Genomic DNA, 15,200 nt, shown 5'->3' with positions numbered 1-15,200 from the left:
CATGCATCATCTACGCTTTTTTCAATAAGTAGAAATAAAATAATACACCATCTTCTGTATTCTTTACTCCATATTCAGCATCATGTAGTTCTAAAATATTCTTTGAAATGGCAAGCCCAAGACCTGTTCCACCTTGCGAACGCTGACGAGCTGCATCCACGCGATAAAAACGATCCCAAATTTTATCTAATTGCTTTTCTTCAATGTGAGTACCTTTATTTTCAATACATACTTTTATACGATTTTTTTCATCTATTGTAGAAATAATAATCTCTTCTTTATTTGGTGTGTAACGTATCGCATTTGTAATGAAGTTCACAATGACTTGTTCAATCCGTCCTTGATTTGCGACTACTTCAAATGGACCTATATGTTTATGAACACGAAGTTCTTTTTTCTCTATTTCTACAGAAAGGTGTTCACATATCTCTTCAATTACAGCATCAATATAAAATGGATCCTTTTTCATTTTATATGTACCTGACTCAAATTTAGCTAACTCAAGCATATCCAAAATTAATGTATCCATTTTGTCTACTTCTCTCTCCATCGCTTGAAAATAATACTCTTTTTTATGCTCAGCTACCCCGTCTTTTAAAATAGAAATACAGCTTTTCATAATACTCAGCGGTGTTTTTAATTCATGCGAAACACCAGAAATAAATTCTTTCCGCGTCTTTTCTAACTTTCTTTCCTTTTCAATATCTTCTTCTAACTGTCCAATATGCGAATTGAGTTTATTCGATAGCACATTAATATTTTTCGATAAATCTCCAATTTCATCTTTTGAAGTAATCGGTATTTTTTCTGTAAAATCTAATTGTGCTATTTTCTTCGTCGTATCATTTATTTTTAATAACGGTTTGGCAATTTGTTTTGAGTAATAGAACGAAGCTAAAAAAATAAGAACGACTACAAATGCAATGATATAGATGTAATAATCTTGCACCATTTGTACAGCTTCATCTACGGGCTGTAAAGAAGCCATCGCATAAATATATGTTACTGATCCGTCTTTTTCTTTTATTGGTTTCATTAATAATTTATATTTAATATCATTTTTTTCATAGTCCATTGTTTGTGTTGTATATCGTATTTTATTGCTTTCTTTTAATAATAAATCGGTTTGAAAACCCTTAATATTATCTAAAAATATGCTATTTTTATAAATTGGATTCACAGGACCGTTTATATCTGGTAACTGTACTTTTGTAACACGTCCTCCTATGTAAACGCCTAATTCCTGAGCAGCTTCTTCCTGAACAGCTGGTTTCTTTTCCTTAGCAAGTTGCTCCCCAGCCGCTCTCTTTTTCTCCTCATCTAATTTTATTTTCTCCTGAAATGCTTTTTCTAACGGTTTATTAGATCCGCTTAAATTCTGCTTAGATAAAGAAAAAGAGAATGGAATAAAACTATCTTCTTTTCTCACTCCAGAAAAATAAATTTCTTGTCCTAAAAACTGCTCTGATAATTTATTATCAATTTCCTCTATATTGACGAGATTACCTAAGGGAATTTTGAATATTTGTTGTCCAAAGCTCTTTTGTTGCCTACGATCTATTGTTACTTCAAAATAAAAATCATCTGCGTGTTTTAAATTCCCGTTCTTATCTAATGTCGTAATCCACGTATTATTTTCTCTTAAAAAGTCTTGCTCAAGTTTCTGAATTCCTTCTACGTTTCCTGTGTAGTTTAAATAATTCTTCTCAAAGGAATTTAAATTTACTTTAATATCTTCCACTTTTCGATTCGCATAATATTGTTTAAAAAATATCGTTTGTCCAATAAATATCGTCGCTAAAATCAACATACATAATGCTGTTGTAAGAGTAAATAATTTTAGTACAATTCCTTTTCTCATACATTTCCCTCAAATTTATAACCAGTTCGTACTACAGTTGTAATGTACTTTGCTTTCTCTCCTAATTTATTTCTTAAATTACGAATATGACTATTAACCGTTCGATCATCGCCAGCAAATTCATATCCCCAAATTCTTGAAATGAGTTGCTCTCGCGTTAAAACGATTCCTTGATTTTTCATGAAATACACCAATATTTCAAACTCCGTATGCGTTAAACTAACATCTGCCTCATCAACAGTAACAGTACGCGACGGAAAATGGACATGGATGCCATGAATCGATAACGTATCATCTTCGTTCTCTAAAGGTTTCTTCGATGCTTTTCTACTTTCTAATAATCGTTTCGCTCTTGCTAATAAAATTGGAGGACTATACGGCTTCGTCACATAGTCATCTGCTCCAAGTTCAAAACCAAGTAACGTATCGTCTTCATCTACACGTGCCGTCAGCATAATAATAGGCACCTCGGACGTCTTCCTAATCCTTCGGCAAACAGACCATCCATCGAGTTCTGGCAACATAATATCTAAAATAACTAAATCAACCTCTTCTTCTTCAAATACAACTAAAGCCTCTTTCCCGTCCCTCGCTTCAAACACTACATATTGTTCACTTAAAAAATAATCTTTTAATATTTCACGTAATATGTCTTCATCTTCAACAATTAAAATGTTTTTTGACATAACTTATATATCCCCCTCTCGCTTTCAGAAACTATAATTTCACTTTGAATAACTGCCAGTTAACTTCGCCTCTATAATATATCTATCTGGTGCATCCCCTATATAATCAAATGGGTAACAAGTTGTCAGTGTTAATATCGGTTCTTCTTTTTTTATAATAACAGTACGATCATCCGCATGAGTAATCCATGTTTTTTGAATTTCATATGTGTAAGTTTTATTATCATACTCTAAAATAAGAGTGTCTCTTTCTTTTAACTCTCCTAAATCTGTAAAGACAGTATCTCGATGTCCACTTAGTACAGTATGTCCCCCTCCAGATGGTGTTGTCGTTACGTCACTAACGAACATTCCAACCCCTTTTTTCAGCGTTGCATCATCTGCTCCCCAATATATAGAAAACTTCTTTTTTATTTTCGGTATATGTAACATCGCTACCTTTTCTCCTTCTTTATGCTCTGTTTGAGAAGAAGGCACTTGAGAAGTTACGGGTGTTTCATGTGAAAGTTGATTATGTTGTATATTGTTAAGACTCTTTATTTCTTCTTCTGTCAGTTGCTGAGCAGAGCTTTTTCCTTTATACCATTCTATAGCGTAATATGATCCCATAAATAGCCCTATAGCCATCAATATGATACCGATATAATTGAGTAACTTCATGTTTCATCCCTCCATGCCAAAAATGGTAGGAATAACCTACCATTTTTAATATATGAAATTATTCCATTCTTTATAGGAGAATATTTTATTTACGCCTTAACTTTATTGCGACGATTCAAACCAAATAATGTCCCTAGCCCTACAAGGCATGCGCTTAGTGCCATCATTGCTACATTATTAGAAGCTGTGTTTGGTAATTTTTCACCTTGTACAACTGGCTTTGCTACTTCTTTTTTTGCTACATCATTTTTTTGCTGTTCCTTAATTGCGGCTTCTTTTTTTGCCATATCACTTTTTAACTGTTCTTGCGCTATTCTCTTTTTCTCTTCTTCACTTTTTTTCTCAGCTTTTATTGCTTCCTCTTTTTTAGCCATATCATTTTTTTCTTGTACTTGTGCCGCTTGCTTTTTCTCCGCATCACTCTTTTGCTGTATCTTAATCGCTTCTTCTTTTTTAGCTTTATCTTGCTGCTGTTGCGTTGCTTCTTCCTTCGTTACTGTTCCAGTATCCGCACTTGCTACTGAAGAATATCCTACTGTTAAAAGTGCTATTGCACAGATCGGTAATAGTTTCTTTTTCATTTTATTTCTCTCCTTTTATACGTTTTACATCACTTCGCATCGGATGTATCACTAGAATAAACAAGAGATATAAATATAAGATGCAGATGAAATATATTTCATTTAAAGATTTCATTGTAGAAAAATAAAAAAACATCGCAATATATACGATGTTTTTTCGGGTGTGTGTCTCAATATTTACATGTTACTTTCGCGTGATTTAGAAGTAGAATGGGCCGGAGCGATAACTAATTGTCTCGGCTCAGTTTTCTTTAAGTGATTTTTGACGTTACACTTACGACGTTGAACAACCCACGCTTTAATAGGGTTTGTCAAAATAATTTTTTGCGCTTCGTTAGGGGCCTCTTCTTCCAACCTACAACTTTCGCTCCATTTATTCCATTTCATTGTAAATTTAGAAGAAGAATGATCGTCTTCTCGATCAAACAAGTGCAAAAAATCCATCTCGCCAGCTAGCATTACGGTGTTGCTAGTTGCTAACAAAGAAAAGGTCGTCCAACGTTTCTCCATGCCCTCCTACTCCTTTTTCACATATAGAGTGCCTAAAACTGAATTTACCTAAAATATGCTTGCCTTTTACCTTACACCCATAGTTTATCCAAAACACTACTATGCAACTATCGATTTCCCTTACAACTACCTTACATTTTTGTAAGAAACAAAAAACCCTCACTATGCATATGTGAAGGTTTCTCATTTCTTATCTATATGATCTTTCATATCATCAAGTCCAGCTTCTTGTAGCTGCGACATCATACCATGAGAAATTGCGCCTAATACTAAAGTCATTCCAATTAGTGAAATCCGAATCGCTGGTACATCAATTATATAAGCCAACAATCCAAGAACAATTGTTAAAAGTAATGCTTTTATAAATGTTACAGTTGTGTACTGTTTCTTTTTCATTATAATCACCCTTTATGGAAGCGTTTTCTTAATGTAATTAGTATATCATATCATCAGATGATTTTGTCGGTATTTTGTAAAAAATTACTATCTCCTTTGACTTTTTCCTTTCTATCCTTTACAGTCGAAATGTTCACAAGTTTTACACTGTAGGAGGACTCCAATGAATATTGAAATAAAAGACACTTTAATTTCTGAAGAACAATTACAAGAAAAAGTAAAAGAACTAGCACTTCAAATCGAACGTGATTTTGAGGGAGAAGAAATCGTAGTAATCGCTGTATTAAAAGGCTCTTTCGTATTCGCTGCTGATTTAATTCGTCACATTAAAAACGATGTAACAATCGACTTTATTTCTGCATCTAGCTACGGAAATCAAACAGAAACAACTGGAAAAGTAAAACTATTAAAAGATATCGATGTAAACATTACTGGAAAAAACGTAATTGTCGTAGAAGACATTATCGATTCTGGTTTAACACTTCACTTCTTAAAAGATCACTTCTTTATGCATAAACCAAAAGCATTAAAATTCTGTACGCTACTTGATAAACCTGAGCGTCGTAAAGTGGACTTAAAAGCTGAATATGTTGGCTTCCAAATTCCAGACGAATTTATCGTTGGCTACGGCATCGACTGCGCAGAAAAATATCGTAACTTACCATTTATTGCTTCGGTTGTAACGGAATAATCGTATAACTTAAAAAATCAATAGTACATGAAATTTATATCGGCGATTTTCAAAATATATCGACCGTAACTCAAATTATATCGGCGATTTTTTCAATATATCGACTTACCGACAATAACCGACAATCTTAGCACCTTATTAATAGGAAGAAGCTGTTCTGAAATACATCGGAACAGCTCCTTCTTTCCATTACAAAAAACAGGGAGAGATGAAAAATGACAAAAACAAAATTTGAAAAAGTACTCCTCATCGTAAATCCAAAAGCTGGACAAGGCGACTTACATACAAATTTAACGAAAATCGTACCACCTCTTGCCACAGCTTTTCCTGACTTACATATCCTTCATACGAAAAAGCAAGGTGATGCAACAAAATATTGCCAAGAGTTTGCTAGTAAAGTAGATTTAATTATCGTCTTTGGTGGTGACGGAACAGTATTTGAATGCACAAACGGCTTAGCACCTCTTGAAACTAGACCTACACTTGCAATTATTCCAGGCGGAACTTGCAATGACTTCTCTCGCACACTAGGCGTTCCGCAAAACATTGCAGAAGCAGCAAAACTTATCACTAAGGAACACGTAAAACCAGTTGACGTTGCAAAAGCAAATGGACAACATTTCTTAAACTTCTGGGGCATTGGACTCGTATCTGAAGTATCAAACAATATCGATGCAGAAGAAAAAGCAAAGCTTGGTAAAATCGGTTACTATTTAAGCACAATTCGAACTGTAAAAAATGCTGAAACATTCCCAGTAAAAATTACTTATGACGGACAAGTATATGAAGACGAAGCTGTCCTTGTCATGGTTGGAAATGGTGAATATCTTGGTGGTATTCCATCCTTTATTCCGAACGTAAAATGTGATGACGGAACACTTGATATTTTCGTAGTCAAATCAACAGGTATTCAAGCATTTAAAGATTACATCGGAAAGAAACTATTTGAAGACTCAAATGAAAATGACATCTTCCACGTAAAAGCGAAATCCATTCATATTGAAACGAAAGAAGAAAAAGAAGTAGATACAGATGGAGAAAGCTCGCTTCATACACCTTGTCACATTGAATTATTACCAGGACACTTTACAATGATTTATAATCCTGCGGTTGTGTAAAGCAAAAACGAGTGCTAGCACTCGTTTTTTCTCTTCTAATCTAGTTATGTCGTTGAATCATTTCCTCTATTTCTTTAACTCTCTCTAAAGTAATTCCATTTCTTTGTTCGATCGCTAAAGGATGCTCGGTTGGCTCTAATTCAACATACGGTGCCATTCCAACTTCTCTTATATGTACATTTGTTTTTAAATTTAGTGTTTCTGGATAAACTGGTATTTCTACAGATAACCAACCAAAATAAGGATCACTATTTTCTCGGCCTCTCTCATCCCACTTTTCTAATACTTCATCATAACTTTCTTTACTAAGTGATACCCACACAGTCCATATGAATTTTTCGTGATAATCAGTGATAGGGATCTCTAAACATCCTCTAATAAAATAATGTTCATCATCCATTACACAAAGATCTGATGTTAAATGGAAGCGTTCCTCTCTTTCGTGGGGCGCTACCTCGTAATAATAATATGGTGCTTCACTTCCGTAGCATAGAGGTAGTGCAAAACGATGCATTTGTACTTTTTCTCCGGATTTTCTTCTTCTTTTCATTTGTTATTCTTTCTCCTATCCTTTTCAGTCACAATCAAACTCTATCCAATTTCTCCAATGCGTATTAGCATTTTCATTCACAATAACACTTGGATCTTTCTTCTCTATTGCAGCGGCTACTGATTGGAAGAATTCATTTTCACTTACTTTTTCGTCTTCAACATGTTTCCATTCTTCCGTTTCATACGCTACTTCCCAGTCGCCTTCTAAACCGAACTCTTCTAAAATTTCTTCTTTGTCCCACCACAATAATTTTTTAGCTTCCTCATTAGTAGCAAGCATACGCATGAAGTATGTTGGATAATGCTCTGTCGTTTGTACTTCTATTCCATTATTTATATAATCCTCTTCTGTAAATTCATATTCAAAATGATGCTCGCGAATTTTGAAACTGCCGTTATAAATATTCGGTATAAATTCACCTTCATCATCAAATAATTCATAATCTCCATCATTTAATTGCAAAATTCCATCATCACCAATTGAATGGTTTATTCTATCTCCATATACTTGAATATCATTACATACACCTAATGAACCTACACCGACAACCTGAAATACCATTAACCAATCTTTATTATCTTTAAAGAAAAGAGAGAATTTCACTTGTGAAATATCCATATATTCATTATCAAAGGCAGAAAATTCATAGTTACTTTGCTTTTTATCTAATAGTTTTAAAATATCTTTTTGCATATGTATCATCTTCACCCCGATATAAACAAAAATATTTTTTTAATTTCACTAGAGTATAACATAACCATACTTACCTGTGACATTCTAATAAAACTACTAAAAAATAGAAGAATGGCTTGTTTGCATACTCTAGTTCTTTTTATGTACAATGAAGGAAAGAAGTACCTTCATATAAGGGAGAGGACAAACTTTGTTCAACCAACAGTTAGTTAATTTACGCATTGATTTTGCATTTAAACAATTGTTTGGTACGAATGGTAGCGAAGATATTCTAATTGCATTTTTAAATGCTATGTTACAAGAGTCTTTAGAGTCGCCCATTGCTTCTCTACAACTAGAAGATCCACATTTACACAGGGAATATGAAGAGGATAAGTTATCTATTTTAGACATTTCAGCAACATTAGACACAGGAACAAAAGTCAATGTAGAAATACAACTCAATAATAATCACGATATGGTTAAACGCAGTTTATATTATTGGGGAAGACTATACACATCTCAACTACAAAAAGGGATGCCCTACAGTGCACTTCACAAAACCATCACCATAAACTTACTAAACTTCGTAATGTTTTCGGAACACCCAGCCTTCCATACAACAAGCATATTATGGAATACACAACAACAAAAACTCCTGAGTGACGACATTGAAATCCACATTGTAGAAATTCAAAAGTTAACAGAACAATGGCATGAAGAAAAAGTAAACCCGTGGAAAGATCCATTTGTTCGTTGGCTTTTATTGCTTTCAGCAAATGAGGATGAACACTTAACTAAACTATTGGAGGATATTGCTATGAACCAAGACCCTATTTTACAAAAAGCAATAAACAAGTGGGAACGTATGAGTCAAGATTCCTCTTTCCGACAAGCCTATGACGCAAGGGAGAAAGTTTTAATGGATGAAGCCGCAAAATTCGCCCATGCAGAGACAGAAGGAATAAAAAGAGGAATGGAACGAGGAATGGAACGAGGAATGGAACAAGGAATGAAAAAAGGACTTGAACAAGGTATTGAACAAGGGCGAAAAGAAGGAGTTCAACAGGGAAAAATTCAAATGATTAAAAGTATGTATGCCCTTGGTATACCACTTGAAACGATTGCTAAGGCAAGTAAATTAAGTGTACATGATATTGAACGAATTTTAGAAAATAAATAATGATAAAAAGGGGAAAGAGAACATAATTTTCACTATGTTCTCTTTAAGCAACAGAATTCAATTCAGTATAGATACATTTTCTTAATAAATAGTGCTAGGGTTTCTTAATGTTTTCTTAAAAAGAAGTTCAATAATCATAAAAAAAGCCTGCAGTTGTTCCACATTCCGCCTTTCATTATGTTTTCTTGAGAACATTTCTAAGTATAGAGCGCATTTCTTAATAAAAACTCGTACGGTTTCTTAACTTTTTCTTAATGTAGAGGAAACGTGGCACCACATCTAGGTACATGAAATTATATCGACAATTTTTTCAATATATCGACTTACCAACAAAAACTGACAGTAGAACCGCACAACAAAAGAGGCTGTTCCAAAATGTATTTTGGAACAGCCTCCTCTACTTACTAACTACCGCACTTCTTTTTACATAAAACAAACTGCCAATTAAAACGACAATTACGCCAAAATACACGCCATACTCTATCGCAACTGCTACAATTCTTTCAATATGTTGTCCGAATAAAGAACCGAGCACGAAATAAATGAGTGTCCAAACAAATCCTGTCGTATAAGAATACAAAGCATATATCCGAAATGACATGTTATTCATTCCAACTACATACGGTACAATATGTCTTACAACTGGTATGAAGTAACTTGTAACTAACGCATAATGACCATATTTCTCTACCATTTGTTGAGATTTCAAAAGATATTTCGCCTTTTTCTTTTTCATTAGCTTATGAAGTACTTTTGCACCAAATATTTTTCCTAATATATAACCCAAAGATAGCCCTGATACAACGCCTAAATACGTTAATAAAAATGCAGGAATGACACTTAATATTCCTAGTGACGATACAAATCCACCACTCATTACAATCATTTCATCTGGAATTGGCATACCGATAATACCTAACCATAAACAGAAAAATAATGCCCAATAACCGTATTGTTCAATATAAGATAATAATTCATGTAATTCCATTATGCATATGCTCTCCTTAGCTCTTTTTTACAGCTAAAGATGTAAGCTGGCGGGAAATTGAGCCACACTTTTTCTAGTGTAATTTTAGGAAAGAAGTGCTGGATAAATCCTTTTTTCACAAGTGAATATTGAAATGTAATAAATTCCCCATTCTCATGTATCGCTTCCATTACATTGTTTAAAATGCGTTTTGAAACTTCTTCTGGCAAAGAAGTGAAAGGCAATCCCGATAAGACGTAATCAACGCATTCTATATGGAACTCTTCCATATACTTCTTTATATTTTCAGCTGAACCGTGTACAACAATGACGTTCTGCTCATCTTTAAACTTTCTCTTTAACTCTTTGCAAAACACTTCATTAATTTCAATAAGAAGAAATATTGTGTCCTGCTTCTTTCTCTTCATAATCTCTTTCGTAAAAACCCCTGTACCAGGCCCTAACTCTACGATGCACTTCGCCTTATTAAAATCAATTACATCTACCATTTTCTTTGCTAATATTTTTGAACTTGGCGCAATTGCACCAGTATGTTTCGGATGTTTAATAAATTCGTGTAAGAATGTTATGAGTTGCATATAAACCTCTCCTCATTCGTTCGATAGTTTTTAACTTGTTTTTAAGTATAACTATCGTTTCTTAACAAAAATTGAGGAGATTTCTTAAGATTTTATGAAGAATAAAAAAACAGCTATCGCCTATAGCGATAGCTGCCCCTTTATTACTTCGCACTCACAATCTTATAATAAGAACGAACCGTTAAGAAGTAATATCCAATATAAATCGCGCCGTATACTCCGATACTAATTAGAAGCGGAATCATAATTTCAAATGGTAATATATTTGATAAACCTTTTAGTGCAAATAAGCTGTGTAAAATACCGATTACTAACGGAATCGCAAAGATAAAGCTTACTTGTTTTGCGATAGCTTTCTTCATTTCTTGCTTCGTTACCCCAACTTTATGAAGGACAATGTAACGATCACGGTCAGCGCTTGCTTCTGTTAATTGTTTAAAGTAAATGATTGAGCCTGTCGCTAATAGGAAGACTAATCCTAAGAATAACCCAATAAACATCATTAAGCCTGTCGTTTCAAGCCCCATTTGGAATCCTGTATAGAAATCGTTAAATGGTTTTAAAACTTCTGATTCAGCAGCTGGCATAATGCTTGCTAATTTTGTTGTTAGCTCTTTACTATTTCGCTCACCTTTTACATCAATATTTTTTACAGTGCGCGTTTCGTTTACTTGTTTCACTTGCTCATATGTTTTATCAGGAACGATTACAAATAATTCATTTAAATTTGTAAGGCTTCTATTATTCACACCTTTAATTTTTAATTCTTTTGCCTCATTTCCAACAGGGATTACAGCTGTATTTCCTGTATAAAGAGGACCAAAATCCAGTTTCTCAATATATAAGCTATCATATACGAAAGCTTCATTCGCACTTAAATTTACAGGTTCTACATCTAAATGTTTCACCTGTTTATTAAAGCTTGATTGAGAAATAAGCTGGTACTGATTCGTAACATTATAGTGTGTGTTCAGAACTTGATCAGCTCTTTCACCTTTAAATGTTCCTTTCACAGGAATCATTTCAACTTCTGATTCATATGTGACTGGATGATTATTCTTCTCTCCAGCAAGTATTTCATTTACTTTTTTATCTAATGCTGCATCTTTTTTCTCATAGGAATAACTATACGGTGCAGCAACTTTTGATTGCGTAAATGTGTTGTAATACATCGTAACTGACGTACCAACCGCTGTTAATGTAACTGCACTTAAAATAGCGATTGTCGCCAGTGATTTCGCATTTCCTTTAATACGATATAGTAACTGCGATGTCGTTACCATATTCATACCATTATAAAATGCTGACTTATTATTTCTTGCACGTTTCAATACAAATACTGTGAAGAACATGAACAGTAAATAAGTCCCTGCTACTGTCGCTAATAAAATATATAATGCAACGACCATAAAGTCTGCATACATAACTGCTTTCATGTACATTAGCGCTAAAAAATAACCTGAACCGATTAAGAAAACTGAAATGAATGCCATAATGACAGATCCTTTTGGCATTGTTTCTCCTTCACGTTCTGCACGGAAAAGTTCAATTAACTTAAAGCGATAAATTAAACGATATCCTTGAAGTGATGTATATAAAATAATCACAAAGAAAATAAGTGCTGTATCAATAATGGCAGCTATCGGTACTTCAAAATGAACATTTAAATTTAATCCCATCATATTTACTAATAACTCAAGGAATAATTTTGAAAGGACACTACCAATCGCAATCCCGATTACTAATGACATTAATCCCATTAACATATTTTCATAAAAGAGCATTTTACCAATTTGTCTTTTACGAATACCTAATAAGGAATAGAGTCCAACTTCTTTTTTACGTTTTCTTGTAAAGAAACCGTTCGAATATATAATAAACACCGCTACGAAAATAATAAGCATCACACTGGAAACTTGGAATGCCCCGCTAATTTTTTTAGAAGCTTCCGCTGCTTTTTCCATTTGTGAATTATATTGCAGTGCTTTAAATGTAAAGTAAATAACGATACTAAAAATCATAGATGCAAAATATACAAAGTAGTCTTTAAAGTTCCGCTGTATGTTGCGGAGGGCAATGCTAGATAAGGTCATCAGCCATACCTCCGGAAATAGAAGACATTACATCAACGACTTGTTGGAAGAACTGTTTACGCGTTAACTCGCCGCGGTGCAATTCTTTATATAACTCACCATCTTTAATGAAAATAACTCGTTTACAATAACTTGCCGCAAATGCATCGTGCGTTACCATTAAAATTGTAGAGTTATCATACTCATTTAACGACTTCATACTTTCAAGTAAATCTGTTGCTGATTTCGAATCAAGCGCTCCGGTTGGCTCGTCCCCGAAAATCATACTTGGGTTTGTAACGATTGCACGTGATGCCGCACAGCGCTGCTTCTGTCCGCCTGATACTTGATATGGGAACTGACTTAAAATATGATCAATACCGAATTTCTTTGAAATTTCAAGAACGCGGCGATCAATCTCACTCGCTTTCACTTTTGATAACGCAAGAGGTAACGCAATGTTCTCTTTTACAGTTAACGTATCTAATAAGTTATAATCTTGGAAGATGAAACCTAAATGATCGCGGCGGAATAACGCTAACTTATCATCATTCATTTTCACAATATCTTTTCCATCAATTAAAATTTCACCGTTCGTCGCATTATCAATTGTAGAAAGAACATTTAGTAAAGTCGTCTTACCAGAACCAGAAGGTCCCATAATTCCAACGAACTCACCTTCTTTTACTTGTAAGTTAATACCTTTTAACGCTGCAAATTTATTACCACCTGTGTCATATACTTTTTCAATATTTTTTGCTTCTAACACTGTTTTCATCTCGACATCCCTCATTTCATCTATTCTCTATTTTCACTATATACACTCTCTACTCTTGCCACTATCGATGTTTCTTACACAAACATGACAGTTATGTAAGACCAGTAAGCAAAGAAATCAAAATTTAACCTAATGAATCAAAGTACTTTGTTACTATAACATTGGGATATCATGCCATCCATTCATTCTCCTTACAGGAACATTACAATTTTGTAAGGTACAAAATGTACCCTACAAAGTTGTGCACGAAATGTCGGATGGAGCTATTTCGTTCCTGCTATTCTATGTACAGAGGAGGTCATCATATGGATTCACTTAAAAATATGAATGCTGCAATGCACTATATTGAAAACAACCTAACAAATGAAATTAATTTTAAAGAAGTTGCGAAGCTAGCTTACTGCTCGGAATATCATTTCAAAAGAGTGTTTTCTTTTCTAGCTGGCATATCACTATCAGAATATATTCGTTGTAGACGTCTTACTCTCGCTGCTTTTGAACTAAAAAATAGCGATGCAAAAGTCATTGATGTCGCTATCAAATATGGGTACAACTCACCAGATTCTTTTGCGCGTGCCTTTCAGAACTTGCACGGCATAACACCTTCAGAGGCCCGAAATAGTAGTCATTCCCTAAAAGCCTATTCACCAATGACCTTCCAATTATCCATTCAAGGAGGAAATGAAATGAACTATCGAATTGAAGAAAAAGAGCCATTTCGAATTATAGGTATTACAAAACGAGTACCGATCGTTTTTAACGGTGTAAATGAAGAAATCGCTTCTATGTGGAAAAGTTTAAACCCAGATTCTATTCAAACATTAAAGTCCCTTTCAAATATGGAACCTACTGGAATTATTAGTGCTTCTACTAATTTTTCTGAAGGAAGAATGGAGGAAAAAGGAGAACTCGATCATTATATTGGAGTAACCACAACAAAGGATTGTCCAGAGCAGTTTAAACAACTTGAAGTTGCTGCTTCAACGTGGGCTATATTCGAAGCTGTCGGTCCATTTCCTGATGCACTACAAAATGTATGGGGACGTATTTATTCTGAATGGTTCCCTTCTTCGAACTATGAACTAGCGGAAGGACCGGAGATATTGTGGAATGAACAGAAAGATACATCCTCTCCAAACTTTAAAAGTGAAATTTGGATACCGGTTTTGAAGAAGTGATAAAAAAACAAAGCTGCTCTTCCCTAAAAGGAAAAGCAGCTTTATTTACATTTTCAACTCTTCTTTATAAATGCTATATGACTTTATTGTTGATACGATAATACATATTAATATGATTCCAATCCCCATAAAAATATTAAATGGATCTGGAAGCAAAGCCCCGGCATATATACAAAGTGAACCTATTACAAATACCCTCGAAGCAAATCTATGTGTTTTTCTCCAAACTACAGGATTTTCTAATGTCCAGTCCATTCGAATGCCTACTAACCCGTTCGGCTTCGTTTGTTGCATGTAATTACCTAATACAAGAAACAATGTTCCAAGTCCAAAATTAAATGCAATTGAGCCCGATGCAATATAATTAGACGCTGCTAATAGTGCAAATATGTTACATCCAAATCCGATAAAGAGAATAGCATAATTAATCGCTGAAAGAACTTTGGATTGCTGTATAGACTTATCTTTTATGAATCCAAAAACTAGCCATATCATATAGAGCACTACCATACTACCTATCGAGAATGAACTTGCTTCTATTTTAGAAAAATATCCATCTACTACTCCTGCAGCATTATAATGGCGTGGAATTTGTTTTGGTAAATATGGCCATACAATATACCATCCAATTGCAATGCCACTAATTAAACTCCATGGTAATACGTGTCTTTTCATCCTCTCTCCCCCATAATTTT

At 34.1% G+C, this 15,200-nt stretch carries 17 protein-coding genes; 4 read left to right on the top strand and 13 right to left on the bottom strand.

Annotated elements, in window-relative coordinates; genetic code table 11:
• Positions 1 to 10 precede the first annotated feature (10 nt).
• From MR070_RS21220 to MR070_RS21195, 6 genes are all read right to left on the bottom strand, one after another.
• Positions 11 to 1,861, bottom strand: a complete 1,851-nt coding sequence (locus MR070_RS21220; RefSeq protein WP_138320896.1) for a sensor histidine kinase — start codon at positions 1,859 to 1,861, stop codon at positions 11 to 13.
• Entirely contained in the window at positions 1,858 to 2,547 is a 690-nt protein-coding gene (locus MR070_RS21215; RefSeq protein WP_000041848.1) for a response regulator transcription factor, read from the bottom strand. The genes MR070_RS21220 and MR070_RS21215 overlap by 4 nt, the downstream gene beginning before the upstream one ends.
• Positions 2,548 to 2,586: 39 nt before the next feature.
• On the bottom strand, positions 2,587 to 3,207 hold the full coding sequence (locus tag MR070_RS21210; RefSeq protein ID WP_044793610.1) for a class D sortase: 621 nt from the start codon (positions 3,205 to 3,207) through the stop codon (positions 2,587 to 2,589).
• Positions 3,208 to 3,296: 89 nt separating this feature from the next.
• Complete coding sequence (locus MR070_RS21205; protein WP_138320894.1) at positions 3,297 to 3,788, bottom strand: LPXTG cell wall anchor domain-containing protein; 492 nt, start codon at positions 3,786 to 3,788, stop codon at positions 3,297 to 3,299.
• A gap of 177 nt (positions 3,789 to 3,965) precedes the next feature.
• Positions 3,966 to 4,298 carry a hypothetical protein gene (locus MR070_RS21200; protein ID WP_138320892.1) on the bottom strand — a complete coding sequence of 111 codons (333 nt, stop codon included), beginning with the start codon at positions 4,296 to 4,298 and terminating at the stop codon, positions 3,966 to 3,968.
• Positions 4,299 to 4,481: 183 nt separating this feature from the next.
• On the bottom strand, positions 4,482 to 4,697 hold the full coding sequence (locus MR070_RS21195; RefSeq protein ID WP_002156638.1) for a hypothetical protein: 216 nt from the start codon (positions 4,695 to 4,697) through the stop codon (positions 4,482 to 4,484).
• A gap of 160 nt (positions 4,698 to 4,857) precedes the next feature.
• Between MR070_RS21195 and hpt the strand changes: the two genes are divergently transcribed.
• A complete protein-coding gene (hpt, locus tag MR070_RS21190) occupies positions 4,858 to 5,385 on the top strand; it encodes a hypoxanthine phosphoribosyltransferase (protein ID WP_001019304.1) in 528 nt (175 codons plus the stop codon).
• A gap of 215 nt (positions 5,386 to 5,600) precedes the next feature.
• On the top strand, positions 5,601 to 6,503 hold the full coding sequence (locus MR070_RS21185) for a diacylglycerol/lipid kinase family protein (protein WP_242261955.1): 903 nt from the start codon (positions 5,601 to 5,603) through the stop codon (positions 6,501 to 6,503).
• 40 nt (positions 6,504 to 6,543) lie between these two features.
• Here the strand turns inward: MR070_RS21185 and MR070_RS21180 are convergent, their stop codons facing one another.
• Together MR070_RS21180 and MR070_RS21175 are read right to left on the bottom strand one after the other, a co-directional pair.
• Positions 6,544 to 7,053: a DUF2199 domain-containing protein gene (locus MR070_RS21180; protein WP_242261954.1), complete on the bottom strand. Its 510-nt coding sequence runs from the start codon at positions 7,051 to 7,053 to the stop codon at positions 6,544 to 6,546.
• 24 nt (positions 7,054 to 7,077) lie between these two features.
• Entirely contained in the window at positions 7,078 to 7,749 is a 672-nt protein-coding gene (locus MR070_RS21175; protein ID WP_242261953.1) for a DUF7003 family protein, read from the bottom strand.
• 190 nt (positions 7,750 to 7,939) lie between these two features.
• Between MR070_RS21175 and MR070_RS21170 the strand changes: the two genes are divergently transcribed.
• Positions 7,940 to 8,911 (top strand): Rpn family recombination-promoting nuclease/putative transposase, encoded by a 972-nt coding sequence (locus tag MR070_RS21170; RefSeq protein WP_242261952.1) that lies wholly within the window; start codon positions 7,940 to 7,942, stop codon positions 8,909 to 8,911.
• A gap of 397 nt (positions 8,912 to 9,308) precedes the next feature.
• Here MR070_RS21170 and MR070_RS21165 read toward each other — a convergent pair whose 3' ends face one another.
• From MR070_RS21165 to MR070_RS21150, 4 genes are all read right to left on the bottom strand, one after another.
• Positions 9,309 to 9,899, bottom strand: a complete 591-nt coding sequence (locus MR070_RS21165; protein ID WP_242261951.1) for a DedA family protein — start codon at positions 9,897 to 9,899, stop codon at positions 9,309 to 9,311.
• Positions 9,899 to 10,477 (bottom strand): class I SAM-dependent methyltransferase, encoded by a 579-nt coding sequence (locus MR070_RS21160; RefSeq protein ID WP_070807043.1) that lies wholly within the window; start codon positions 10,475 to 10,477, stop codon positions 9,899 to 9,901. The genes MR070_RS21165 and MR070_RS21160 overlap by 1 nt, the downstream gene beginning before the upstream one ends.
• A 143-nt stretch (positions 10,478 to 10,620) precedes the next feature.
• Positions 10,621 to 12,570, bottom strand: a complete 1,950-nt coding sequence (locus MR070_RS21155; protein WP_070807044.1) for an ABC transporter permease — start codon at positions 12,568 to 12,570, stop codon at positions 10,621 to 10,623.
• Positions 12,557 to 13,327, bottom strand: a complete 771-nt coding sequence (locus tag MR070_RS21150) for an ABC transporter ATP-binding protein (protein WP_000859654.1) — start codon at positions 13,325 to 13,327, stop codon at positions 12,557 to 12,559. Before MR070_RS21150 ends, MR070_RS21155 begins: the two co-directional genes overlap by 14 nt.
• A gap of 305 nt (positions 13,328 to 13,632) precedes the next feature.
• Here MR070_RS21150 and MR070_RS21145 point away from each other — a divergent pair, with 305 nt between their 5' ends.
• Entirely contained in the window at positions 13,633 to 14,505 is an 873-nt protein-coding gene (locus MR070_RS21145) for an AraC family transcriptional regulator (protein WP_070807045.1), read from the top strand.
• A 45-nt stretch (positions 14,506 to 14,550) separates the two neighbouring features.
• Here MR070_RS21145 and MR070_RS21140 read toward each other — a convergent pair whose 3' ends face one another.
• Positions 14,551 to 15,180 carry an SdpI family protein gene (locus MR070_RS21140; RefSeq protein ID WP_000820682.1) on the bottom strand — a complete coding sequence of 210 codons (630 nt, stop codon included), beginning with the start codon at positions 15,178 to 15,180 and terminating at the stop codon, positions 14,551 to 14,553.
• Positions 15,181 to 15,200: the final 20 nt, after the last annotated feature.

The organism is Bacillus cereus group sp. BfR-BA-01453 (assembly GCF_022662915.1).
GTDB classification, from domain to species: domain Bacteria; phylum Bacillota; class Bacilli; order Bacillales; family Bacillaceae_G; genus Bacillus_A; species Bacillus_A paranthracis.
The sequence above is the reverse complement of the archived record's forward strand: the minus strand, read 5'-3'. Positions and strand labels throughout refer to the sequence as shown.